At 34.6% G+C, this 25,489-nt stretch carries 22 protein-coding genes, 1 tRNA gene and 1 pseudogene; 10 read left to right on the top strand and 14 right to left on the bottom strand.

Going from position 1 to position 25,489, the window contains the following annotated elements:
- The first annotated feature begins 18 nt into the window (after window positions 1-18).
- The 3 genes from VFM92_RS03555 to fbaA all read left to right on the top strand — a co-directional run bounded on the left by VFM92_RS03555 (window position 19) and on the right by fbaA (window position 5,889).
- Window positions 19-3,018 (top strand): SusC/RagA family TonB-linked outer membrane protein, encoded by a 3,000-nt coding sequence (locus tag VFM92_RS03555; protein ID WP_325120817.1) that lies wholly within the window; start codon window positions 19-21, stop codon window positions 3,016-3,018.
- Between the two features lie 10 nt (window positions 3,019-3,028).
- A complete protein-coding gene (locus VFM92_RS03550) occupies window positions 3,029-4,585 on the top strand; it encodes a RagB/SusD family nutrient uptake outer membrane protein (protein WP_325120816.1) in 1,557 nt (518 codons plus the stop codon).
- Between the two features lie 242 nt (window positions 4,586-4,827).
- Window positions 4,828-5,889, top strand: a complete 1,062-nt coding sequence (gene fbaA / locus VFM92_RS03545; protein WP_325120815.1) for a class II fructose-bisphosphate aldolase — start codon at window positions 4,828-4,830, stop codon at window positions 5,887-5,889.
- Window positions 5,890-6,143: 254 nt separating this feature from the next.
- Here the strand turns inward: fbaA and VFM92_RS16915 are convergent.
- Both VFM92_RS16915 and VFM92_RS03540 read right to left on the bottom strand, forming a co-directional pair.
- A pseudogene (locus tag VFM92_RS16915) lies at window positions 6,144-6,278 on the bottom strand (type II toxin-antitoxin system RelE/ParE family toxin); the annotation flags it as partial.
- A 137-nt stretch (window positions 6,279-6,415) separates the two neighbouring features.
- Window positions 6,416-6,598 (bottom strand): hypothetical protein, encoded by a 183-nt coding sequence (locus VFM92_RS03540; RefSeq protein WP_325120814.1) that lies wholly within the window; start codon window positions 6,596-6,598, stop codon window positions 6,416-6,418.
- A 115-nt stretch (window positions 6,599-6,713) separates the two neighbouring features.
- On the opposite strand from VFM92_RS03540, the gene VFM92_RS03535 reads away from it, so the two are divergent.
- The 5 genes from VFM92_RS03535 (at window position 6,714) to VFM92_RS03515 (ending at window position 12,094) form a co-directional block, all read left to right on the top strand.
- Window positions 6,714-8,300, top strand: coding sequence for an alpha-amylase family glycosyl hydrolase (locus VFM92_RS03535; protein ID WP_325120813.1), 1,587 nt, complete (start codon window positions 6,714-6,716; stop codon window positions 8,298-8,300).
- Window positions 8,297-8,692, top strand: coding sequence for a thioesterase family protein (locus VFM92_RS03530; protein WP_325120812.1), 396 nt, complete (start codon window positions 8,297-8,299; stop codon window positions 8,690-8,692). The genes VFM92_RS03535 and VFM92_RS03530 overlap by 4 nt, the downstream gene beginning before the upstream one ends.
- 405 nt (window positions 8,693-9,097) lie before the next feature.
- Window positions 9,098-9,865: a peroxide stress protein YaaA gene (gene yaaA / locus VFM92_RS03525; protein ID WP_325120811.1), complete on the top strand. Its 768-nt coding sequence runs from the start codon at window positions 9,098-9,100 to the stop codon at window positions 9,863-9,865.
- Window positions 9,866-10,250: 385 nt separating this feature from the next.
- On the top strand, window positions 10,251-11,549 hold the full coding sequence (locus VFM92_RS03520) for an amidohydrolase (RefSeq protein WP_325120810.1): 1,299 nt from the start codon (window positions 10,251-10,253) through the stop codon (window positions 11,547-11,549).
- 203 nt (window positions 11,550-11,752) lie between these two features.
- Window positions 11,753-12,094: a hypothetical protein gene (locus VFM92_RS03515; RefSeq protein ID WP_325120809.1), complete on the top strand. Its 342-nt coding sequence runs from the start codon at window positions 11,753-11,755 to the stop codon at window positions 12,092-12,094.
- Between the two features lie 47 nt (window positions 12,095-12,141).
- On the opposite strand, the gene VFM92_RS03510 is transcribed toward VFM92_RS03515, so the two are convergent.
- The 8 genes from VFM92_RS03510 to VFM92_RS03475 all read right to left on the bottom strand — a co-directional run bounded on the left by VFM92_RS03510 (window position 12,142) and on the right by VFM92_RS03475 (window position 19,571).
- Complete coding sequence (locus VFM92_RS03510; protein ID WP_325120808.1) at window positions 12,142-13,239, bottom strand: alanine racemase; 1,098 nt, start codon at window positions 13,237-13,239, stop codon at window positions 12,142-12,144.
- Between the two features lie 2 nt (window positions 13,240-13,241).
- Window positions 13,242-13,997, bottom strand: a complete 756-nt coding sequence (locus tag VFM92_RS03505) for a GIN domain-containing protein (protein WP_325120807.1) — start codon at window positions 13,995-13,997, stop codon at window positions 13,242-13,244.
- Window positions 13,985-15,073, bottom strand: a complete 1,089-nt coding sequence (locus tag VFM92_RS03500) for an acyloxyacyl hydrolase (protein WP_325120806.1) — start codon at window positions 15,071-15,073, stop codon at window positions 13,985-13,987. Before VFM92_RS03500 ends, VFM92_RS03505 begins: the two co-directional genes overlap by 13 nt.
- Window positions 15,074-15,081: 8 nt before the next feature.
- Window positions 15,082-15,876 carry a thymidylate synthase gene (locus tag VFM92_RS03495; protein WP_325120805.1) on the bottom strand — a complete coding sequence of 265 codons (795 nt, stop codon included), beginning with the start codon at window positions 15,874-15,876 and terminating at the stop codon, window positions 15,082-15,084.
- A 59-nt stretch (window positions 15,877-15,935) separates the two neighbouring features.
- Window positions 15,936-16,181: a hypothetical protein gene (locus VFM92_RS03490; protein WP_325120804.1), complete on the bottom strand. Its 246-nt coding sequence runs from the start codon at window positions 16,179-16,181 to the stop codon at window positions 15,936-15,938.
- 5 nt (window positions 16,182-16,186) lie between these two features.
- The gene (locus VFM92_RS03485; RefSeq protein ID WP_325120831.1) at window positions 16,187-17,386 is read right to left on the bottom strand and encodes an acetyl-CoA C-acyltransferase; all 1,200 of its coding nucleotides are present in this window, start codon (window positions 17,384-17,386) and stop codon (window positions 16,187-16,189) included.
- A gap of 282 nt (window positions 17,387-17,668) precedes the next feature.
- The gene (locus VFM92_RS03480) at window positions 17,669-18,646 is read right to left on the bottom strand and encodes a PorP/SprF family type IX secretion system membrane protein (protein ID WP_325120803.1); all 978 of its coding nucleotides are present in this window, start codon (window positions 18,644-18,646) and stop codon (window positions 17,669-17,671) included.
- Window positions 18,647-18,905: 259 nt separating this feature from the next.
- The gene (locus VFM92_RS03475) at window positions 18,906-19,571 is read right to left on the bottom strand and encodes an ABC transporter ATP-binding protein (protein ID WP_325120802.1); all 666 of its coding nucleotides are present in this window, start codon (window positions 19,569-19,571) and stop codon (window positions 18,906-18,908) included.
- A gap of 203 nt (window positions 19,572-19,774) precedes the next feature.
- Between VFM92_RS03475 and sucC the strand changes: the two genes are divergently transcribed.
- Complete coding sequence (gene sucC / locus VFM92_RS03470; RefSeq protein WP_325120801.1) at window positions 19,775-20,986, top strand: ADP-forming succinate--CoA ligase subunit beta; 1,212 nt, start codon at window positions 19,775-19,777, stop codon at window positions 20,984-20,986.
- A 76-nt stretch (window positions 20,987-21,062) separates the two neighbouring features.
- Window positions 21,063-21,136 (top strand) — tRNA-Arg (locus VFM92_RS03465).
- A 56-nt stretch (window positions 21,137-21,192) separates the two neighbouring features.
- Here VFM92_RS03465 and VFM92_RS03460 read toward each other — a convergent pair.
- The 4 genes from VFM92_RS03460 to VFM92_RS03445 all read right to left on the bottom strand — a co-directional run bounded on the left by VFM92_RS03460 (window position 21,193) and on the right by VFM92_RS03445 (window position 25,478).
- Window positions 21,193-21,975 (bottom strand): hypothetical protein, encoded by a 783-nt coding sequence (locus VFM92_RS03460; RefSeq protein ID WP_325120800.1) that lies wholly within the window; start codon window positions 21,973-21,975, stop codon window positions 21,193-21,195.
- A gap of 116 nt (window positions 21,976-22,091) precedes the next feature.
- The gene (locus tag VFM92_RS03455) at window positions 22,092-22,460 is read right to left on the bottom strand and encodes a DMT family protein (RefSeq protein WP_325120799.1); all 369 of its coding nucleotides are present in this window, start codon (window positions 22,458-22,460) and stop codon (window positions 22,092-22,094) included.
- A 116-nt stretch (window positions 22,461-22,576) separates the two neighbouring features.
- Window positions 22,577-24,463: a phosphoglycerate dehydrogenase gene (gene serA, locus VFM92_RS03450; protein ID WP_325120798.1), complete on the bottom strand. Its 1,887-nt coding sequence runs from the start codon at window positions 24,461-24,463 to the stop codon at window positions 22,577-22,579.
- A gap of 124 nt (window positions 24,464-24,587) precedes the next feature.
- Window positions 24,588-25,478 carry a mechanosensitive ion channel family protein gene (locus tag VFM92_RS03445; RefSeq protein ID WP_325120797.1) on the bottom strand — a complete coding sequence of 297 codons (891 nt, stop codon included), beginning with the start codon at window positions 25,476-25,478 and terminating at the stop codon, window positions 24,588-24,590.
- Window positions 25,479-25,489 lie beyond the last annotated feature (11 nt).

Raw genomic sequence — 25,489 nt, 5'->3', positions numbered from 1 at the left:
TCTTAAATATATCGAGATATGAATCAAAATTATACAAACTCAATGTGTGAGCCACCTAAAAGGAAAGGGGTAGTTTCTTTCAAGTGGATATTTTCCATTTGCTTGATGATTCTAGCCGCTTTTCAATTACAAGCTCAAGATGCAACGGTATCAGGTAAAGTAACGGATTCCAAAACTGGGGAACCATTGCCAGGATCTAGTATTATGATTAAAGGAACTTCAAATGGAACTACTACAAATCTGGATGGTGAATTTAAGCTTCAAGCTGATGTAAATGACATCTTGATATTTTCATTTATTGGCTATGAAAATCAGGAAATTGAAGTAGGAAATCGTTCTGTTATTAATGTAGAAATGCAGGAAGATATTTCTCAATTAGGAGAAGTGGTGGTGATTGGTTATGGAGAGCAAGAAGAGAAAGATGTAACTGGTGTGGTTAGCACCGTAAAAGAGGAGTCTTTTAACAGAGGACAGATTGCAAGTCCTGAGCGATTAATAGCAGGTAAGATAGCAGGGGTTGATGTTACTCCTGGAAATACTCGAGCAGGTGGTGCAGGTATCACAATTAGAGGTAGAGGGTCTTTAAATGCCCAAGCACAACCTTTAATTGTAGTGGATGGTGTCCCAATTGATAATACAGGAAGTAGTGGAAACAGAAATGCAAATAACTTCATAAATCCTTCTGATATTGAGAGTGTTACGGTTTTAAAAGATGCCTCAGCTACCGCAATTTATGGGTCCAGAGGAGCGGCTGGTGTAATTTTATATACCACCAAATCAGGCAAGATAGGTCAAAATACGGTTACCTATGATGGGTCATTTGTTTTTTCTGAGATTTTAAGAGAACCAGACTTTTTAAGTACTCAAAATTTTAGAAATGCCATTCGTCAGTTCAGCCCTCAAAATACAAATAGACTTGGAGAAAGTGATACCGATTGGTTTAATGAGGTAACAAGAAATACTTTAAGTCAAAATCATAATTTATCCTTCAGAGGTGCAACCGAAAAAATAAACTACCTGGTTTCTATAAATCATATGGATAATCAAGAAGTGATAAAAGGAGATAGAAATCAGGTTACTCGCTTAAGTATGCGTTTAAAGACTTCGGTTTTAAATGACTATTTAGACATTACTTTCAATACTAAAAATGCTTTAACAAATGACCAGTATAAACCAAATGTGGTGGGGACGGCCGTTTCATTTGATCCTACCAGACCTGTTTACGACCCAGAAGCAGAACAATATGGTGGATATTACGAGTGGGATGTAGCTTCAATTGACCCTATTAATCCTGTTTCTACAATAAATCAGACGCAAAGCATAGGAGAAAACAGACGGTCATTTAATGCCATAAATTTTGATTTGAGAATCCCTGGCATTGATGGACTAACTTTAAGTGCAACAGGTTCCTATGATTTAAGAAATGGATTAAATAAAGTGTTTGAGCCATTTTCCTTGAGAAATGACAATAGAGATGGGTACTTGCAACGAACAACAAATAATGCTTATACAAGCACTTTGTTTACTACATTAAATTATAATAAATCTTTTGGGACTCATGATATTGACCTTTTAGGTGGATATGAATTTCAGGAAGTGTTTAGTGAGACAACGGGTTATGAAGGAATCAATTTAACAGATGATAGCAAAGGCTTTAATGACCCGACTGTAATCCCAAGAGATTTTATTGATTTATATAGGGCTGTTCCAGTCACCAATCAATTACAATCTTATTTTGGTAGGGTAAATTATTCCTATGACGATAGATATTTATTAACCCTAACAGGTCGTTTGGATGGTTCCACAAAATTTGGTTTTGGTAACAAATATGGGTTTTTCCCTTCTGCAGCTCTAGGTTGGAGATTAATCGAAGAAGATTTTTTCCAAAGATTGACAGGTGTTTTCAGTGATTTGAAATTAAGAGTTGGCTGGGGCCAAACGGGTAATCAAAGTGGGATAGATAATTATATTTATGATAAATTTTATTATTTGAGTGATGCAAGTGCCACATATCAATTTGGTGATGAATATATTCAACTACTTAGACCCGAGGCAGTAGATCCTAACATACAATGGGAGAGATTAATTTCCACTAACATTGGAATTGATTTCTCTGTATTGAAAGGAAGATTATCAGGTAATTTGGATGTGTATGATAAAACTACTGACCAATTATTATATAATGTTCCAGTAGCTGCCGGAACCAATGTTGGAGACAGAGTGGTGACGAATATCGGAATTATGAATAATAAAGGTATTGAACTGGGATTGAACTTTATCGCAATAGATAAGGATCGCTTCAGCTGGGATTTGAATTATAACTTTACTTACAATCAAAATAAAATTGTTAAGCTTAATAATGAGATCAATGAAGATAGCCCTGGTATTCAAGTGGGGGGTATTACAGGTGATATTGGTAGAACAATTCAAGTTTTAAAAGTGGGTCAGCCATTTTCTACTTTCCTTTCCTATAATCATCTCTATGACGATGCAGGAAATCCTTTGACAGGTGCAACAAATAGTATTTATGAAGATCTGGATGGTGATGGTTTAATTAATGAAGATGACTTGCAAACACAGGGAGTGGCTATACATCCTATTTTCACCAACTTAAGTTCTAATATTCGATATGGTAATTTCGATATCAATCTGACTTTAAGAGCTAAATTTGGAGGGCAAACTTACAATAATACTGCTTCGGCAAATGGCTGGTACGGAAGATTATCAGAGAATCAAATTTTAAATAATGTCCATGAGTCAGTCATTGAAACAGGTTTTGAGAATAGACAATTATTATCTGATTATTATATAGAAAGCAGTAATTTTTTAAAACTCGACAATCTAACTCTTGGATATAATGTAAATCAGATAAAAGAATTTAGACTAAGATTATATACAACAGTTCAAAATATGATACCGATTTCTGGTTATAGTGGCTTGGACCCAGAGGTTGAAATTGATAATAATATTTATCCACCTTCAACAGCATTTATTTTCGGAGTAAACGCACAATTTTAATTAAAAGAAAATGAAGAAATTTATATACATAGTTTTAATGGGGCTTATCCTTTCATGTACTGATCTGGATTTAAGACCTGAATATGGAGATACAGGAAATATTGCCTTTCAGGATGTAAATAATCTTGAAAGATATCTAGCAAAGATTTATGCTTCCTATAGCTTAACTGGTCAACAAGGACCGGCAGGCGATGCCGATTTAGCGTTGGTTAATGATGAAGGATTTACTTCTTATATAAGAGCTTATTGGAAGGCGCAAGAACTGACTACTGATGAAGCGGTTATTGCTTGGCAAGATGCTGGAATTCAAGATTTAAACACACATACTTGGTCATCTGATAATCAGTTTGTAAAAGTTTTGTATTACAGATTATTTCTTATTATTTCATACAGTAATGACTTCTTAGAGCAAAGTACAGACGATTTACTAGCTGAATATGGCTACAATGAGGAGGAATTTGCCTTGGCTCAAGCTTATCGTAGTGAGGTTAGATTTTTAAGAGCAATGGCTTATTGGCATGCGCTAGATTTATTTAGAAATATACCATTGGTCACTCAAATCACTGCAGATTTCCCTGTTCAAACAAGCCCTCAAAATATATTCGATTTTATCGAAAGTGAATTGCAGGCAATCGAAAATGAATTACCAGATCCACAGCAAAATGAATATGGAAGAGCAGATAAGGCGGCAGTTTGGATGATGCAAGCTAAATTATATTTGAATGGTGAAGTTTACACTGGTAACAGCTACTATACTCAAGCTATTACTGCTTTAGAAAAGATATTGGATGGTCCATATACCATTGAAGATGACTATCAATTGAATTTTAGAGCAGATAATCATACAAGTAATGAATTGATTTTTACACTACCTGCAGATGGGATTCAGACGCAGAGTTACGGTGGTGCTACTTTCTTAATAAACGGAGCAATTGGTGGGAATATGGTAGCTTCCAATTATGGTACTAGTGGTGCTTGGGCTGGATTAAGAACCACCAAAAATTTGGTTCAAAAATTTCCTGATGAAACTGGCGATATAGATAGCAGAGCAATATTTTTTACTGATGGACAATCATTAGAAATTGCTGATTTAACGGTATTTACTGAAGGCTATGCTGTTCCTAAATATACTAATCTTACCACTGAAGGTGAACCAGGTAGTAACATTGAATTTGCAGATACAGATTATCCTTTATTTCGATTAGCTGATGTTTATTTGATGTATGCTGAAGCAGTGTTAAGAGGTGGAGGAGGTAGCGAAGCCACAGCTGTAAATTTGATAAATGAGCTTCGTGAAAGAGCTTATGGAGATAATTCAGGAAATATTACCATTGCAGATTTAACATTGGATTTCATATTAGATGAAAGAGCAAGAGAGCTTTATTGGGAAGGTCATAGAAGAGTCGATTTAATTCGTTTTGGAGTTTATACAGGAGGCGAATATTTATGGCCATGGAAAGGAAATAATATTGATGGAGCTTCAATTAGCGAACATTTGGAAATTTTCCCAATTCCAGCTACTGATTTGGCTGCCAATCTAGAGTTGGAACAGAATAACGGATATTGATTAATTTTTTTCTTCTTCATATACAACCATAAAACGAAATGCAGGAGGCTTTGCTTCCTGTTTTTTTTTGTGAAAGATTTAAAAATCGGGAATCAATAATCAATAACTTTTAAAATCTGCTTACCTGTACACTTGTCAACTCTTAAACTTAAAAAACATTATCACGTCTTTATTTTTATATTTCTACCATTATTGGCATTTTTGAATTCAAATAGAACTTTAACTTTTTAAAATATAAAAACATGGCTAAACCAGGAGTATTATCCGGAGACGAAATGATGAATTTACTTCATCATGCTAAAAAGAATAAATATGCATTACCCGCTGTAAATGTAATTGGAAATAATTCTGTAAACGCAGTTTTGGAAACTGCTAGAGATGTAAATTCCCCTGTATTTATTCAATTTTCAAATGGTGGAGCTGCATTTAATGCCGGAAAAGGTTTGTCAAATGAAAATCAAAAAGCAGCAATTGCAGGTGCTGTTGCGGGTGCGCATCATGTTCATTTAATGTCAAAAGAATATGGTGTACCTGTCATTTTGCATACCGACCATTGCGCCAAGAAATTATTGCCATGGATTGATGGACTACTGGAAGCTGGTAAAGAATTTTATAAAACGCATGGTAAGCCATTATTCAGCTCTCATATGATTGACCTTTCAGAAGAGCCTTTGGAAGAAAATATTGAAATCTGTAAAAAATATTTGAAGCAAATGTCTGAAATAGGCATGCATCTTGAAATTGAATTAGGAATAACTGGTGGAGAAGAAGATGGTGTAGATAATTCTGGAGTTGACAGTAGTAGATTATATACTCAACCAGAAGAGGTCGCTTATGCGTATGAGCAATTGAAAGAGATCAGTGATAACTTTACTATTGCTGCTTCATTTGGTAACGTTCACGGGGTGTATAAGCCAGGTAATGTTGAATTACGTCCTGATATATTGAAAAATTCTCAAGACCACATTCAAAAGAAACATAATACAGGCGATAAGCCGGTTTTATTTGTATTTCATGGTGGTTCTGGTTCTGAGCCAGAAAAAATCGAAGAAGCAATCAGCTATGGTGCGGTAAAAATGAATATCGACACGGATATGCAATGGTCATTCTGGAATGGTGTTAGAAATTATTACAATGACAATGAAGACAGATTGCAAATGCAAATAGGTACTTCTGATGATCCAGATGCACCTAATAAAAAATATTATGATCCTAGAACTTGGTTACGAAAAGGAGAGGAAAGCATGATTGTGCGTTTGAAACAAGCATTTAAAGAATTGAATTGCTTGAATAAAATGGCATAATCGATAGAATCTAGAACCTAGAGTCTAAAATCAAGACTGAGGAGCACAGGCGAAAGCTTGTGCTTTTTTTATTAAATCTGTTTTCAGAAACTTAATGGAAAGTAATTTTACTCAGCATGAAATTATGAACGTAAAAAGACGCCATATATTCTCGAATGTTACTCAACCTGTATTTGTTAGGAACGTCTGAAAAAGTCAGAAAGCTTGCTTTATTATCGCTTTTTATTGTATACTTTTTTTAGAATATTTTCGCTTTACTTTAATAGTCGAGCAGAATGATAGATTCTTAGAATGTCTATTTGTTCATCACTTTTTATTATATAAATAATTCTATAATTCCCACTTATTATTTCCCTTATGGTTTTGGTATTAACTTCTGGAACAATACCACCTAAAACCGGATTTCAAGGTATTTTTTGAGTTTTGTTGTATGTTTTACTAACTGTGATTGATGCATAACTGATAGAGTTCTCAGCTATATAATCATAAATTTCTTTTAAGTCTTTTGTTGATATTTCTGTCCAAACTAATCTGACCATTTATCAATCATTTTTCTTACATCTTCAGTAGAAACTGTCTTCTCTTCATTTGATTGCTTTATTCCTTCTTCTAGTTTTTCAATAAATATCAATTGCTCAATGAGTTCATCAATCGTGAATGAGTCATGTAAATTTTTAATTGATTTTTCAACTGCTTCTTTGGTTAGCATAGAAGCATAAATTTCATTATGAAAGATAATCAAATAAATTATTTTTCACGAATCGAATAAAAGCTATTTTTACATATAAAGAAATTTTCAAGCTATATTTTCAAAACCCCATTTCATGAAGCCTATCAGAACATTTCCCTATCTTACCCTATTGTTAATTTTATATTCTTGTAATCAGAAAAATATGAATGAACCTGAAGCTAAATCCTCTGCAGAATTTCCTGATGGGGTAGCGTATGAAATTTTCATTCAATCTTGGGCGGATGGCAATGATGATGGCATAGGTGATTTTAAAGGAGCTACTCAAAAGCTGGATTATCTTGAGGAATTAGGAGTTTCTGCAGTTTGGCTGATGCCCATTATGCCTTCTCCAAGCTACCATAAATATGATGTTACCGATTATAAGGCTATACATCCGGATTATGGAACCATGGAGGATTTTAAAACTTTTCTTTCCGAAGCGCACAAAAGAAATATCAAAGTGGTGATTGACATGATTATAAATCACACAGCAGCCGAACACCCATGGTTTTTGGAAGCTAAAAAAGGAAAGGATAATCCTTATAGAGATTTTTATGTTTGGGCGGACAGAGACAGCATAGCCAATCAAATAGCCAAAAAAGAAGTCAGTCAGGATTCAGATAATATCACCCAATGGCATGCGGTAGATAATCAAAAAGAGAAAGAACATTATTACGGTTTCTTTTGGGGAGGTATGCCTGATTTGAATTTCGATAATCCAAAAGTAAGAGAGGAAATTTATGATATCGGAAGATTTTGGTTGGAGGATGTAGGAGTGGATGGATTTCGACTGGATGCCGCCAAACATATTTTTCCCGATGATAGATTGAAGGATTCCTACGAATTTTGGCAGGAATATAGAGATGAGATGCGCAAAATCAAACCAGATGTTTATTTGGTAGGAGAGGTTTGGGCTTCCTCTGAAATTGTAAAAGAATTTGCTAAGGGATTGCCAGCACTTTTTAATTTTGACTTGGCTGGGAGTATTCAGCAGTCTGTTATGCAAGGTAAGGATGTTGCGGCTACAATAGAAGGGCCTAAATGGGTGAATTTAGAAAATGAAGATTTAGTAAGTCGTTTGATTAAGCAAAGAGAAGTTTTTAAATCAGCTACTGATGATTATAAGGATGCTATTTTCTTGAGTAATCATGACCAGAACCGTGTGATGAGTAATTTCAAAGGAGATATTAAGAAAGCTAAAATGGCAGCTTCCATTCTATTTACGCTTCCTGGTACGCCCTATATCTATTATGGTGAAGAAATCGGGATGTTGGGTAAAAAACCAGACCCTAATATCAGAGAACCATTTTTATGGACCAATGCTGAAAATGATAGTTTGAGAACAAGCTGGATGGAACCTAAATTTACATTAGAGAAATCAGTTCATCCTTTAAGCCAACAAATTGAAAATCCCAATTCCCTATGGAATCATTACTATAAATGGATTCAATTGAGAAACAGTAGTGAAGTCCTGACTAAAGGTGAAATTGAAGAATTCAATAATCAAAATTTTAATTTATTGGCATTCTCCAGAGTTTTAGGAGATGAAAAAGTCCATGTTATTCATAATTTATCATCCAACTCACAATCTTTAAAAATAATGCCAAAAGAAATTCTCTTTGGAGAAGAAAATATTCAAAATGGAAACCTAAAAGCAAACAGTTCAATCGTCTTCAAATGAACAAATTTCAAATCGAAATAAACCCTAAAGCCTCTGATTTTGACACAATGGGACATATTAATAATGTGGTCTATTTGCAATGGGTACAAGATGTAGCTGAAGCTCATTGGAAACATATTTCAGGTCAGGATAATAATGAAATCAATTTATGGGTGGCTTTAAGACATGAAATAGATTATAAAAAGGAAATCAAGCCAAATGAGAAAATTGTGGCTGAAACTTGGGTAGCTTCTATGGAAGGCGTAAAATCTGAAAGGATGACCAGAATATTCAATCCTGAAACTAACCAAACTAAAGCCGAAGCTAGAACTTTCTGGTGTTTACTAGATGCTAAAAGCAAAAGGCCCAAACGGATTCCAGAGGAGATGAAAGTCAGGTACAAAGCCCCCTAGCCCAAAAAATTCTATTAAGTTAAGGGAATTTCCTTAATTAGTTTTTCGCTACAGCGAAAAACCTTTTGTTTTCTTTTGTCTCTTTTGTGGTAAAGAGTAATGTTTTCTTTTCCTATTTACAGTTGTACATTACTACCACAAAAGTAACAAAAGTAACAAAAGTAACAAAAGAACATAAAGAAAATAACCAAGGTTATTTTTTAGGGTTACAGTTAACGATGTGGCGTAAAAGGTTAATTACGATAGTCAGAAAGGCATGAAAATCTACCTACTCGATACTATTGAGTAACATGGACCAAAACTTAAAAGCAGAAATAGAGTCTTGACTCTAGATTCTTGATTCTAGGATCTCATTTGTAACATTTTCAAAAGTGCAAAGTTTATAATTCAAAATAAGAAAAAACTATGATAGCAATATTGTCACCAGCGAAAAGCCTGGATTTTGAGAAGCAATTTGATATAAGAAGTACAAATACACGTTTTAATGAAGAAACCAATCAATTGATTGAAGTGCTTAAAACCAAATCGGAAGAAGAAGTTCAGGAGTTGATGAGTATTAGTGATAAATTGGCTCAATTGAATGTTGAACGCTATGATAACTTTAAAAAGCGCACGCCAAAACATGCTAAACAAGCAGTTTTAGCTTTTCAGGGAGACGTTTATCAAGGAATGGAAGCGGAAGATTTCACACATGAAGAGCATGATTATGCGCAGCAGCATATCCGAATTTTATCAGGTCTATATGGCTTATTGAGGCCTTTGGATTTAATTCAGCCTTACAGATTGGAAATGGGAACGAAGCTTGCAACAGACGAAGGCAATAATCTTTATGATTTTTGGGGTGACAAAATCACAGACCAGCTTAAAAAAGATATTAAATCCCAAGGTGACAAAATATTGATTAATCTGGCTTCCAATGAATATTTTAAATCGGTGAATAAGAAAGAATTGAAAAAAGATTTTGAAATAATTGATATCGAATTCAAAGATTTCAAAAACGGGAAGTATAAAATCATTTCTTTCTTCGCTAAGAAAGCCAGGGGCTTAATGGCCAAATATATCGTCAAAAACCAAATCGAGAAAGTTGAAGATTTGAAAGGCTTCGATTTGGATGGCTATTCTTTTGATGAAAATGATTCTACCGATTCCAAACTGGCTTTTAAACGAGATTGAAATAAATTGCTAGCGCGAGCAAAGGCTACACAAAGACAGGACAAAGGAAAATTTGGTCTAGCATATACTTAAATTGTAAGTAATTACCGTCATTACGAGGAACGAAGCAATCTAGGGTATCAAAGAACTAACTTAAGATTGCTTCACCCTAAAGGGATTCGCAATGACGATAAAAGCAATCAAAGTCTGTTATTAACTGATATTGATAGTAATAACCGTCATTGCGAGGAACGAAGCAATTTAAAATATGCGAATAGCTAACCAAAGAGATAAGACTTTTTCATATCTTTTTACCTCTTTGATGCTTTGTTTTTAGGTTGTTCATATTTTCTCTCATTCTTTAAATTATTTCAATATATTTAAGCTTGACAAAAATCAGATTTCTATGAAAAAGTTAGTTACAATTCTATTTGCCTTAATTATTCTTCCTGCTATTTCCTTCTCGCAGGACTTACATAAAATAGCATTGGACAAAGCCGATGATATTGAAGAAAAGGTAATCGAATGGAGAAGACATTTTCACGAAAATCCAGAATTATCAAACAGGGAATATAAAACGGGTGAGAAAATCGCAGAGCACTTAAAAAGCTTAGGTTTAGAGGTCGAAGCCGGGGTAGCTCACACCGGAGTAGTGGCTATTCTAAAGGGAGGTAAGCCAGGACCTGTAGTTGGTTTAAGAGCTGATATTGATGCTTTACCTGTAACTGAGCGAAATGATTTACCTTTTAAATCTGAAGTAGTTACTGATTATAATGGTCAGGAAACAGGCGTGATGCATGCTTGCGGTCACGATACGCATATTGCCATTATGATGGGTGTTGCAGAAGTTTTCAGTGAAATGAAAGAAGATATACCTGGCACTATCAAATTTATATTTCAACCTGCTGAAGAAGGAGTTCCGGCAGGAGAAAGGGGAGGAGCTAAAATGATGGTGGAAGAAGGCGTACTAAAAAATCCTGATGTAGATGCAATTTTTGGATTGCACATTAATGCAGGCACCACCGTTGGCCATATTAAATATAAGTCAGAAGGAATCATGGCAGCTTCCGATAGATTTACAATCAATATAAAAGGAAAGCAAGCGCATGGTTCTACGCCATGGGCAAGTGTTGACCCAATAGCCGTTTCTGCTCAAATTATTAATAGTTTGCAATACATCGTATCTAGAAATGCTGAATTGACCAAAGAAGCAGCTGTAGTAACTGTTGGAATCATGAAAGCTGGAAACAGATTTAATATTATTCCTGAAACGGCCATGTTGGAGGGAACCATCAGAACTTTGGATGAAAGCATGAGGGAAATGATTCATGAAAAAATTAAGTTGACAGCTGAAAACATAGCTGAAATAGCTGGAGCAACAGTGGAAGTAATCATAGAAGAAAATGCACCACTAACTTACAATCAACCAGAATTGACTCAGAAAATGGCTTCTTCTTTGGAGAAAACAGTTGGAAAAGAAAAGCTACATTTGATGAAAGCAGTTACTGGAGCAGAAGATTTTTCTTATTTCCAAAATGAAATCCCAGGCTTGTATTTCTTTATCGGAGGAAGACCAGAAATGGAACCAGAAGGTCAGCCCTTAGGAGGACATCATACTCCTGATTTTTATATAGACGAAAGTGGAATGCTAACTGGTGTTAAAGCTTTTATTAATTTGACTTTGGATTATATGGAAGCGGAGTAATGGGTATTGAATAGTGAGATGGAAGTACAAAGTTCAATGAAAAAAGACTTCCAACTTCGAGCTTCAGACGTCTGAGCCTATAAATTTGCAATTATAGTTTGTTTTACTAATTGGGTTGTCAATAATTCTTTTACTTAGAATTTTTAAATTTTATTTGAGTTATGAAATTTAAATATTTTTTTAATAAATATAGCTTTTTTGTTATGGTAGTAATTTTAATCTATTCTATCATAAGTCAAAATATCAATAATTCGGATATATGTGAGAAAGATATTGAATTAGAAATTAGTGGAGTAATACAAGATTATAAAGTTAAACCCGAAAGTAGAGGTACCCCTTATTTCAAAATCGAGAATAAATGGTATAATCTAAGTAGTTTTGGAAGAGATTCGAATTTAAAAGAAAGTGTTGGAGATTCAATAATTAAAATTAATGGTCAATCATTTATTACTATTTATAAGAAAATAGCTACAAAACAAAAAAAGTCCATTCTACAGTTTGTAAATAGGTATCAATGTTTATTCAGTTTCGAAATTTATCACTAATGTGCCTTGAGGAATCCTACTTGTCAACTTGCCAACTTGAAAACCTGTTAACTTCGGTAACTAAACATCTCAATTTCTTTACCATCGAGCGTATAATATTTGCTCAAAAGATTGGCTGTTAGGCAAGAGTGAATAGGAAGTATGTATAATAAATCACCAATCTTAATTTTATCAAAATCTTCATCAGGAACGTGAATAGTACCATGTTCCTGAGATAATTTTTTTACAAGCCAGCCAGGAATTGGTTCTCCCCATCCACTTTCTGTCGTTTCGGCTATTAAACCGTAGATGGTTTTTCCGTCTTTTTCTATTCTATCTTTTGAGAAATGGACTGCTCCTCCGTAGACAATCACTTCATTTCTATCAGTATGTTTGGCCACCACAGGGCAAGCCATAGCAACGGCTATATCTTCATAATTGCAAGAACCAATTTCAGCTTGCATCACATCAAAGAATACAAAATTGCCAGGACGAATTTCATCTATATGCTCAAAATTTTCAGAAACGCTGCAGGTAGGAGTGTCTCCATTTGAAATGATGATTTCAGGATATTTAGCTTTAAAATGATTTTTTAGCTTAATCATCTTTTCCGAGGTATAGGCATGAATCTCATCAACTTCTTTTTTGCCTTTAGCTCCGTAAGTATGACCTGCATGCTGTAAAAATCCTTTAAATGTGATAAGTGGATTTTTGATTAATTCATCAATTATGGCTTGAATACCGATGAAATCCTCAGCGCCTATTCCAGTTCTATGATAACCAGCATCTGTTTTAATGAAAATTCCTAGAGGGAATTTCAGCCACTTATTTAAACTTTCGGCTGTTTCCACGGATTCAACACAGATATTTAAATTAATTTTTTCGGCTAAACGATTTACGGTTTCTTGTTCCAAAACATTCAGAGGGAAAGCTACGGTAATATTTTTCCAACCGGATGCAGCAAAATATTCAGCCATTTGAAGCGAAGAAACAGCACAAGATTTTATTCCATATTCTTTAAACCATTCTCCTACTTTATGAGATTGGTGCGTTTTGAAATGAGGACGTAGATTACAATTGAATTTCTTTGCTCGTCCAACCATTCTTGCAATGTTTTGCCTGCATTTTTTTTCATCCAGCAATAATGTAGGTTTTGTAATTTCCATATTTATTCTTCGTCTAAATGAATTAATTGTCCACCATTGCTTACTTCTACTTTCACTCCTGGATTTCCTTTATAAAGAATTCTTCCTGCATTTTCTATACTTCCCAATAGGCTGTCTTTTACGTTTACAATTATATCATTATAGCCTCTTTGCAAAACATTTGCTCGGTTCACCAAAAAATCTCCACAATCATATTTGCCATCATTGAAATAGGCTGCAATTCGTAATCCATTGCACATTCCAACAATTTTAATATCTGAGGTGGAATTACTCGATATAGTCGTGCTATTATTATTTATTTTTAAATCAATCTCATTGGTGGCATTTTGAATCCGAATCGTAAAATCACTTCGAATGGTATCAGCTGCGGTAATTTTTCCATTACTAAGTCCAATAATATTAATTGAACTTTTATTGGTAAACCATTTTAATTTAGGCTTTTCAAAGTCTCTAGTCCAGCCGCAAAAATTCTCATTAAAAAAGCTCAAAGAATCATTTTCATGTTGCATGATGATTTTGGGAATTAGATTTTCCCCATAGGTCAATTCAAAATATTCTGTTTCATGCTCAATAATTTCCAATTCGATGTCATCATAAAGTATTAATTGCGCAAAATCAGGGAAGTCATCAAGTATAACACTTGTTTTTTCACCGGATTTTTTAAAACAGTCAAATGCTTCCTCTGAATCACACGCTTGAAAAATCATAGCTGCGAATAGTAATAAGATATATTTTGCTTTACTTTTTAAAATCGCCATCCAATTCCTATTTCTGCTTGTTCGGCTGTGGCAGCATGTGTTTTTAATGCTACTTGAGCCATAATATTTTTATGAAATTGATACCGTAATCCAAAACGAAGATAAACTGGCATATTGGATTTACTTGGATTATAAACATAAACTCCCAATTGAGAAATAAAGCCCAGTTTACCAAATTTAAGCTCATGACCAATTAATAATCCCAACCTTTTAAAATCGGTTATTTCTTCTTCATCATAAATTCTAAACCAATTAGTGGCAATTTGTTCCTTTAGAGAATAACTATGAAAATATTCTAATCCAACGCCCCAATCACTTTTAGGGTTTACGAATTTTTGACCGTATAAAAGCAAATTGAAAAAGGGTAAAGGTTCTCTGACTTGCAGCGTTCTAGTGTTTCTTCCGCCAGTAATTAATAAATAAATCTGATAAGGGTTTTTGTCCAAAGGAATAATATCACGGCCATCCTTGTCCTCTTGACTTTTGATTTTATAAGACATTCCCATATTTGCAGTAATGATATTTATACCCCTGTTAGGAGCTCTTTGAGCACCATTACTTGCATGCGTTATGTTTAAATTAGGACTTAAACTAATTTTATCTGTTAATTTAATTTCATAGGTTAATCGCGTTTGTAAAAGATAGGTAATAGTGCTGGAAATCATATTATTTTGATTGTTAGTCTCCCTATCATAAGGATTAGTACTATAAACCAAACCAGTTCCAATTCTAAAATAAAGAGCTGTATTCTCAGTTCTTTTAATCGGTAAATCCATAGCGGCAGAACCAATTATTAAATGACCTAGCTTGGGATTCTGCAGATTGTAATAAGATAAACCGTAGCTTACTAGAGGCTTATTATATAAATTTTCCCACTCCTTTTTTCCGTTCAGCTTTTGTTGTAAACTTAGTTCAATTCCGTTTGGATGCGAGGTGGCTAAATGCCCAACGTATTCATTGTGTTTTAGAATAAAGCCTTTTATAGCTTGCCCATTTAAATACCAATCGTATTGTTGAGCATTTAAATAAAAGCTAATAAATAAAAATAAAATTGATAAGCTTATCTTTTTCAACATATCAATTTTTAAACAGCAACTGGCGCCTTTATATGCGGGTGATATTGGTAATCAACCAACTCGAAATCCTCAAATTTGAAATCAAAAATGTTTTTCACATCAGGATTGATTTTCATTTTAGGTAGTGGGTAATGTTCTCGAGAGAGTTGTAATTCAGTCTGTTCTATATGATTAGAATATAAGTGAGCATCTCCTAAAGTATGGATAAAATCACCAGGCTCTAAATCACAAACTTGTGCAACCATCATGGTAAGTAGGGCATAAGAAGCTATATTAAAAGGAACTCCTAAAAATACATCTGCAGAACGCTGATAAAGCTGACAGCTTAATTTTCCATCCGCTACGTAAAATTGGAAAAGTGCATGGCATGGTGGTAAAGCCATATTAGGAACTTCAGATACATTCCATGCACTTACCATTAGTCTTCTTGAATTTGGGGTGTTTTTAATTTGGTCAATTATTTGGCTAATTTGATCAATATGCTTTCCATCAGGTGTAGGCCAATTTCTCCATTGAGAACCATATACTGGTCCTAATTCTCCATTTTCATCTGCCCATTCATCCCAAATGGAAACCCCATTTTCTTTTAGATATTTAATATTGGTTTCTCCTTTCAAAAACCAGAGCAATTCATGAATAATAGACCTTAGATGCAGTTTTTTAGTCGTCACAAGAGGAAACCCTTCAGCTAAATCGAAACGCATTTGGTGGCCAAAAACGCTGATGGTTCCTGTTCCTGTTCTATCTCCTTTTTGAACGCCATTGTCCAAAATATGCTGCATTAAGTCATGATATTGCTTCATTTTGCTTTGGTTTTATAGTATAAAAGAAATTTCATTTAAAGGTAATAAAAGCCTCAAAACTATCCTTGAAACATCATAAAATATAATACTATATGCGCGATGGTTACTAATGCTAATCGAGCAAATTCTATATTATTTCGCTGAGATTTTTCTGTCTTCGTAAATAAAAAATAAAAGACCACATAATATGGGATTGGTAAAAGAATAAAGGCAATTTCAGGTATGGGTAACCTTCCCATAATGATGATAATTGCCGGTATGTAGTAAATAAATGCTGAAAACCGTTTTGCTTTTTCTAAATCCATTTTGTTTATAGTTTTTCGTAAATAATTGCAGCACCTTGTCCAACTCCAACGCACATGGTGGCTAAGCCATATTTCACATTTTCTCTTTTTTGCATTTCATGTAAAAGAGTAGCTGAAATTCTAGTTCCACTGGCTCCTAATGGGTGACCAATAGCAATAGATCCTCCGTTTACGTTTATGATATCAGGATTTAAATCCAAATCTTGAATGCAGGCGATCGATTGAGAAGCAAAAGCTTCATTTAATTCAATTAAATCCAAATCGGAGACTTTTAATCCTGCTCTTTTCAATGCTTTTAGTGTTGCTGGAACTGGCCCAATTCCCATTGTATCAGGACTAACACCGGCTATGGCCATGCTAACAACTCTGGCCATTGGTTTCAAATTAAATTTCTTTAAAGTTTCTTCGTTTACCACTAAGCTTGCTGCTGAACCATCGTTCACTCCACTCGCATTTCCGGCTGTTACAGAGCCACCTTTTTTGAAAGCTGATGGCAGTGAAGCTAATTTTTCTATAGAAGAAAGTCTTGGATGTTCATCTTTTTCAAAAATGATATCATCGGCTTTTCTTTGAGGAATAGCAACTGGTACTAACTCATCATTGAATTTGCCCGCTTTATGCGCTGCATCATATTTCAATTGTGAATTGTGCGCAAATTCATCTTGCGCATCTCTGCTTATTTTCCATTTTTCTGCCACGTTTTCAGCTGTTTCGCCCATCGCGAATGGATAATGCATCTCAGCTAATTTTGGATTGATAAATCTCCAGCCGATGGTAGTATCATAAACTTCAGGTGTTCTGGAATAAGCAGTTTCTGCTTTGGCCATCACAAAAGGTGCACGTGTCATACTTTCTACACCGCCTGCAATAAAAGCTTCACCATCACCAAGCATGGTAGAGCGACTTGCATCCATAATGGCTTGTAATCCAGAGGCGCATAGTCTATTTACAGTTACTCCACCTACTTCAATCGGTAGTCCGGCCATTAAACCTGCCATTCTAGCTACATCTCTATTGTCTTCGCCTGCTTGATTGGCAGCGCCAAAAATAACATCTTCCAACAAGGATTTGTCGAATTTAGGTTGTCTTTCTAGTAAGCTTTTTATGATGTGGGCGGCTAAATCGTCAGGTCTAACGCTACTTAATGTACCACCAAATTTTCCAACCGGAGTTCGGGCTATATCTACTATATATGCAGTTTTGATCATTTTCATAAATTTTTAGAAAGCGAAATTAAGCTTTTTAAATTCAAGCTGAAAATGGAGAGCTAAAATGTTAACCTTGTTTATCCTTTTTAATAAAGTAGACAAAAACAGAAAGGGCAGATTGTTTTCACAACCTGCCCAATTCATCATCATCCATCATTCGAGGTCATCACTCCTCAAATATTTTAAATAGAGCCTATTCGGCATTTTATTAGATATTTAAAATGGTAGTTCATAATATTTACCAATTAATAGTCATTTTTTGTTCTATTAATTATAGTTTTATCTCAAACTGCTATATAAATCAGGGCATTTCCCTTTATAGCTTTTGCTTGGATCTTTTCCTTTCCATTCAAATCTGTAGGATAAAGTAAATTCATTTGTAGCGCCATAATTGATTTGGGCATTTTGAAGACTGTGGTCGTAACTATAACCCAGATTAAATTTTTCATAGGAAAAACCAATTGTATAAATCATAGCTTGCTTTACTCTATACCATGCTCCTAACGTTAAAAAATTATTATTCCAATATCCACCTAAGTTCAAATATTCCATGCTCGCTTGATTTTCATAAACGATGGAAGGTGTTAAAGAAAAAGCTTGTTTTCCGTAGGAATATTTTTGAAATCTGTACGCAATATGAGCGCTATATCTTCTGGGTAATGTAGCGTCTGATTCAGGGTTGAATCGCTCTTCAGGAGTATTAATATGTGAGACATTTAATCCTGCAATAAGATTTTTAGCTGCATAAACAAAACCTACGCCTACGTCAATCATGTTAGTTTGGGATTGTCCGAATCTTTCTGCAGTAGGGTAGCGATTGCTACTACCGGCCCGCATCTGATCCTCAAACGTCAATATATTCCAGTCGAAAGATTTTTGAAAGTAGTTTAGCGAGATTCCACCGCCAATTACAGCTCTATTATTTAATTCTATACGGTGAGATAAAGTAGTTCCAATCGCATTGTTATTGATAACGCCATCCATTTGTTGATCATTTAAAGCATGAATTGCTAAACCTGATTGCTTTCCTAAGGGAGTGTCAAATGAAAAGTATGAAGCGTTATATGCTTTTAGGTTACTCCATTGTTGCCGATGAGCTAAAGTCAATCTTGGGTTTCCTTCAGAACCTGCTAATGCGCTATTTAAATATATTGGATTGGCATAGAATTGAGAAAAATATACGTCTTGCCCTTTTAAATCCATATTAATGCCAAGCAGAATCGCTAAAATCGTTGAGATGATGAATAATTGTTTCATGATGATATTAACTTGATGAATGATGATGTAAAGATGGGCATCCTCATCATCCTATAAATCAGCAGAAAACGGAAATTTTAATTAGGGGAAATACTTAGGGGAACTTAGAGATTAGAATCTAGACTTTTGCCTTTTATTTTAAGCTATTGCTATTAAATAGACAAACTTCGAGTTTCAGACTTCTAACTCCTAACTTGTTGGTAACTAGTGGATTCATATCCCTCAACTTGCCAACATGTCAACTTGATAACTTGCCAACTTATGCTAACCGACTCAGTTTTCCATCTTTCATTTCATGTCTTTCATCGGAAATTGCGGCTAATTCTTTATTATGCGTCACAATTACAAATGCCTGGCCTAGTTCATCCCTTAGCTTTAGAAACAAGGAATGAAGCTCTTCTGCATTCTTAGAATCTAAATTACCACTTGGCTCGTCAGCAAAAACAATCGAAGGTTTATTCATTAATGCTCGGGCAACAGCCACTCTTTGTTGTTCTCCGCCACTTAATTGACCAGGTTTGTGATGTGATCTTTGCTCAATCCCCAAAATCTTCATCAATTCTTTTGCTCTTTCCATGGATGATTTTTCATCTTTTTTGGAAATGTAAGCAGGGATCAAAATATTTTCTTCAGCAGTGAATTCTGGCAAGAGGTTATGAAATTGAAAGATAAAACCGATTGCACTATTTCTAAAATTGGATAAACTAGTGCCTTTTAATAGACTAATATCTTTGTCATTAAATAAAAGCTCTCCACTATCAGCTTGATCTAAAGTTCCAAGTATATGTAGTAAAGTACTTTTTCCTGCACCACTAGGTCCCACAATCGCACTGATTTTAGCGGCATCCAATTGAAAATCAATGCCATCTAAAACTTTTAGCTTACCATAGTGCTTTTGAATATTTTTAGCTCTCAATATACTCATAACTCAAAGATAAAGAGAAACTAGAAACTAGAATTAAGATTCAAGAATAAAGTTCCAAGAATGTATAAATTTGTTCTTTGTACTTTGTAGACAAATGTTAGCGTGGTTATAATTCGTAATTTTCAAATTTGTAATTTGTAATTAGCCATTCAGGTTGAATAATAACATTAAATGCCGTACATTCGCACAAAAATTATCCAAGAATGAACATACACGAATATCAAGCCAAAGGAATACTTGAAAAGTACGGAGTAACCATTCAAAAAGGAATTGTTGCCGAAACACCAGAAGAAGCTACTGAAGCTGCCAAAAAACTCAACAAAGAAACAGGAACCGAATGGTATGTGCTTAAAGCGCAAATCCATGCAGGAGGAAGAGGGAAAGGAAAAGTGAAGGAAACAGGAGCTAATGGGGTAGTATTGGCCAAAAGTTTAGATGAGGTTGCGCCAAAATCTAAAGCTATTTTGGGTGGTACTCTTGTGACCCATCAAACAGGTGAAGAAGGTAAATTAGTTAGTAAATTATTAGTAGCTCAGGATGTATATTATCCTGGTGAAAATGAGCCTAAAGAATATTATGTTGGAATCTTATTAGATAGAGCTAAAGGATGCAATGTAATCATGGCTTCTACGGAAGGTGGAATGGACATCGAAGATGTTGCTGAAAACTCTCCAGAAAAAATCTTTAAAGAGTGGATTGATCCTCGAGTTGGTTTGCAAGGATTTCAAGCTAGAAAAGTGGCCTTCAAATTAGGTTTGGAAGGAGATGCTTTCAAAAATATGGTGAAATTTATCCATTCTCTTTACAATGCTTATGATGCTACGGATTCTTCAATGTTTGAAATCAATCCAGTATTAAAGACTTCTGATAATAAAATTTTGGCAGTAGATGCTAAAGTAAATATTGATGATTCAGCATTATTCCGACATAAAGAGCTAGCTGAAATGCGCGATAAATCAGAGGAAGATCCTGCAGAGGTAGAAGCAGCTGAATCAGGCTTAAACTACGTTAAATTAGATGGTAATGTGGGTTGTATGGTAAATGGTGCTGGATTAGCAATGGCAACCATGGACATCATCAAATTATCAGGTGGAGAGCCTGCAAACTTCTTGGATGTTGGAGGTAGTGCAAATGCACAAACTGTGGAAGCAGGTTTCAGAATCATTTTGAAAGATCCTAAAGTAGAAGCAATCTTAATAAATATCTTTGGTGGTATCGTTCGTTGCGATAGAGTTGCCAAAGGAGTTGTAGAAGCTTACAAAAATATAGGAGATATAAAAGTGCCGATCATCGTTCGTTTACAAGGAACCAACGCTGAAGAAGGTGCAAAAATCATAGAAGAGTCAGGCTTGAAAGTAACTTCTGCCATTGTATTGAAAGATGCAGCAGAAAGAGTGAAAGAAGCACTAGCTTAATTAATTACGAATTGAATAATTACGAATTACGAATTAAAAACATACCAATTCGTAATTTTCCATTTTTTAATTCTAAGCACCTGTAGCTCAATTGGATAGAGTATCGGATTTCGGCTCCGAGGGTTAGGGGTTCGACTCCCTTCAGGTGCACTTATTAAAACTTCAAAAAGCTTTAAAACCTCTCAAAGGATATTTGAGAGGTTTTTTTATTTCAAAAACCTCGGCACAAAAGGATTACCTTTTCTGTATTGAAATCCTTGAATTAAAGATAATATCAATAGGAGAGAAGCGCACGCAATGGCAGTTGTAGCAATAGATGGAATACTTTCCCAATGGCGAACTCCGATTGCGATTAAAGCCCAAACTGCCACAGCATTGAACTCGCGCATATACCGAGTGTAAAGAAAATATAGGAAAAGGAATGTGGTGATCAATATCATAATGATGGTCCAGACTTCCTCTGAAAAGAACAGACTGAAATTTTCTGTTTTTAAATAAGCTGCAATATTGGTAACTGTCGCTACGGTTATCCATCCGCTGTATAAACTGATTGGCCACCAAACAAAACCTATAATTTCTATTGGTGCATCCCATTTTTCCATTTTCAACCGAACAATGGCAATCATTAATGCAATTAGAATGGCCAACATGCAAAATACTGAAATCAGAAATTGCTCATTTAACCAATACCAAAGCCAGAAACCGGAAGCAATATTAGCAATGGTCAGCCAAATGCCTTGCTGCGCTAAAGTTTCTTGGTTTTTGTTTTTAAAGGCTTGCACTAAGTACCAAATGGCATTAATGAACAATCCTAAATAAATAATTCCCCAAATTGAAAAAGCATATCCGGCAGGAGTGAAAAGGCTGTTGATTTCATCACTCAATTGTCCCATTTTATTACCGTTTATCGCACCTGTACTCACTACATAGTTCCAATATACAATAGCGATGACTGAGACGAAGTTGATAATTCCAATTAGTTTCTTCATGATAAGGCTTTTAGGAATTATACTATCGAGAAGTTAAAAAGTTGAATTTAATGAGATTTTATATTTTGGAACTGGGAAGTATAGAATTTTTAAATCTACAGTTTTAATTTTCAGTTCTATTTTTTGAAAATAAAGAAAACAGCTAAAATCAGAAAAACAAAGCCTACTAAATGATTCCATTTTATTGTTTCATTTTTGAAAAATATAAAGGTAAATATCATAAAAACGATAAGCGTAATCACTTCTTGTAAGACTTTTAATTCCACTAAACTAAATGGGCCGCCATTTTCTTTAAATCCTATCCTATTGGCAGGTACTTGGAAGAAGTATTCAAACAGAGCCAAGCCCCAACTAATAAATATGATAGAAATAAGTCCTAATTTATTAAACCACTTCCACTCATGAAATTTCAAGTGACCATACCAAGCTAAAGTCATAAATGCATTGGAAAGCACCAACAAACCAATTGTAAGAATCCCTTTCATAAATTAATAATGAATTTCGACAATCTTTATACTTCGAGCTTCCGCTTCTAAAATGTTCTTCTCCAAGTCAGACTTTTATTACTGACCTAATTTCCCCTTTGGGGATTAAGGAGCTCTTAATAAAGCACCCTGAATTTAATAGTATGGTCAATGGCTCTCAGCTCTTTTATCAAATCTTTGGAATAAGCCTTTTCGATATCTGTAATCACATACCCAATTTTTTCATTAGTTTTTAAGTATTGGCCCGCAATATTGATTTCATGCTTGGCAAACAGTTGGTTTATTTTAGCAATGATGCCTGGTACGTTTTTATGAATATGGATTAATCTATGGGCATTTTGTAATCTAGGTAAAGTTAAATTAGGAAAATTCACACTGTTTGTGGTAGTCCCCGTATTGATATATTCCATAATTCGGTTTGGAACGAAATTTCCAATATTTTCCTGGGCTTCCTCAGTACTTCCACCTATGTGTGGAGATAATATTGTGTTTGGCAATCCTTTTAATTCTGATTCAAAAGGGTCTTTATTGCTTTTGGGTTCTTCGGGAAATACATCCACTGCACAACCTTTAATTTTTCCTGATTCTATATTAGCTTTCAAAGCTGTGATATCTACCACATGACCTCGACTAAGGTTAATGAAAATCACCCCATCTTTCATCAATTTGAATTCACTTTCACCAATTATATTTTGGTTTTCAGGTCTGCCATCTACATGTAAGCTTATGATATCGGCAGTTTGTAAAAGTTCTTTTAGACTGTCCAACTTAGTAGCATTTCCCAAAGCCAACTTTTCTTCTAAATCATAGTAGTAAACATCCATTCCAATACTTTCGGCCACTACAGAAAGTTGAGCGCCTATATTTCCATAGCCTATTATTCCTAGCTTTTTGCCCCTGATTTCTTTACTTCCACTTGCAGATTTATCCCATTTGCCTTCATGCATTAATACTGCTTTGTCAAAAATGCTTCTAGTTAGCATAATGATTTCACCTATTGCTAATTCCACAACCGAGCGTGTGTTACTAAAAGGTGCATTGAACACAGCGATTCCTTTTTCTTGTGCTGCTTCCAAATCAATCTGATTAGTACCAATACAAAATGCTCCAATTGCCATCAATCGGTCAGCATTTTCCAAGACTTTTGCATTAACTAGAGTTTTAGACCGGATGCCTAAAATGGAAACACCTTTTATCTTTTCGGCCAGTTCATCTTCATCTAATCCAGCTGGATATTCCTCAACTGTAAATCCTGCTTTTTCCAATAAATTTACGCCTACAGGATGCACATTTTCTAAAAGAAGAACCTTAATTCTGTTTTTAGGGTATGAAAATGCTGAAATGATTTTATTTTCATATAAAACTTCCTCTAAAGTTGGAGCGATATGGTCAGCTTTCTCCATCACTTTTTCTCTACTTACATTTTCTGTAAAAGCATAAAATTTATTGGCTAAACCAGCAGCTTTAATTTCATAGTCATTATGCCCGTCACCGATTACATAAATATCTCCATCCAAATCTAGTTTTCTGATGACTTCGGCTTTTCCACCATCCTTGGAAAGGGGATTGTCCTCATTAAATCCTATTACTTTGCCTGATTCATCAAAAAGTAATTCATTTGCATAAATATGGCCTTCTTTCACTCCTAATTCAGTTACAATAGGTGTAATATACTCTTTGAATCCATTTGATATGACATATATTGTATCTGCGTATTGCTGGAAAAAATCTTTATTTCTTATGAATGAAGGGGATATTTGTTTTTTCAGTAGGTCAATTAATGGTTGTAGATGAGATTTTTGGGCTTCTAATAACAATAATCTTTCCTTCAAGGAATCGCGAAAAGATATCTCACCATTCATTCCCAGGTCTGTGAGCTCTTTTATTCTAGCTTCTGCTGCCACTTTTTGAGGTAATCCTTGGAGGGAAATGGAGGCTAGTAAATCCATGGCTTCTACTCTTGTCAGGGTACTGTCAAAATCGATGATGAAATATTTATCCATGGTGTGCTTTTTCGTGTTAAATTCAAATTATCGTGAACATGATCAGTTATCAATAATGAGGACTTTATTAAGTTTAAAGTATAACTAAATTAACCCATACTGATACTTTTTTTACTTTTGTATGTCAATTTTCAATTTTCTTTTCCCATCCTGATTTTAAATGTAAATCTCGTTGTGGGAAAGGAATTTCAATTTTATGTTCTGAAAACTTCTTAAAAACGGCATAGTATAATTCACTCTTAAGTACGACTGGTCTTTGAATAAAATCTGAAGTCCATACTGCCAATTTAAAATCAAGAGAACTATCTCCATATCCTTCAAACCATAAATCTGGTGCTGGCTCATGTAAAACTCCTGGATGGTCTTTTGCTACTTCCAAAACTAGTTTTCGAACTCTTTCTGGATTTTCATTATAGGAAACGCTAATTGGGATTTTAAATCGGACTTTTCTATCATTATGACTCCAGTTAATGACTGCACTGTTAATGAATTCCGAGTTAGGCACAATCACAGAAATATTGTCATTGGTGATGACAGTGGTGGAACGCATTGAAATAGAATAAACATCTCCATTAATATCACCTACTTCAATTCTGTCTCCTGCTTTTATTGGTCTTTCAAATAAAATGATGATACCCGAAATAAAATTATTGGTGACATTTTGTAAACCAAAACCTATACCTACACCCAATGCTCCTGCTAATAAGCCTAAAGTGCTCAAATCGAATCCTGCGGACTGAAAAATGGTAATAAAACCAATAACAATAACAGAGTATCGGAAAATAGTACCGATTGAATCTGTAACACCAGTATCTCTAATGTATCTATTTAATATCCTTCTAACCAATAAATTACTTAACCTTTTGGATAAAAAAACGAGTAAGAAACTTGCTACTATGATAAAAAGAAGTGTTAATAAAGTGAAATCACTTCCTTTTATATCAAAGATGACGATATTTAGTAGTTCATTTAGCTTAGTCCAAAAGTCCTGTATTCCCTGTTCAAATGATTCCATATTTCGAATAT

This window comes from Marivirga sp., from assembly GCF_035704835.1.
Taxonomy (GTDB): Bacteria; Bacteroidota; Bacteroidia; order Cytophagales; family Cyclobacteriaceae; genus Marivirga.
This window is presented reverse-complemented; position numbering and strand designations above follow the sequence as displayed.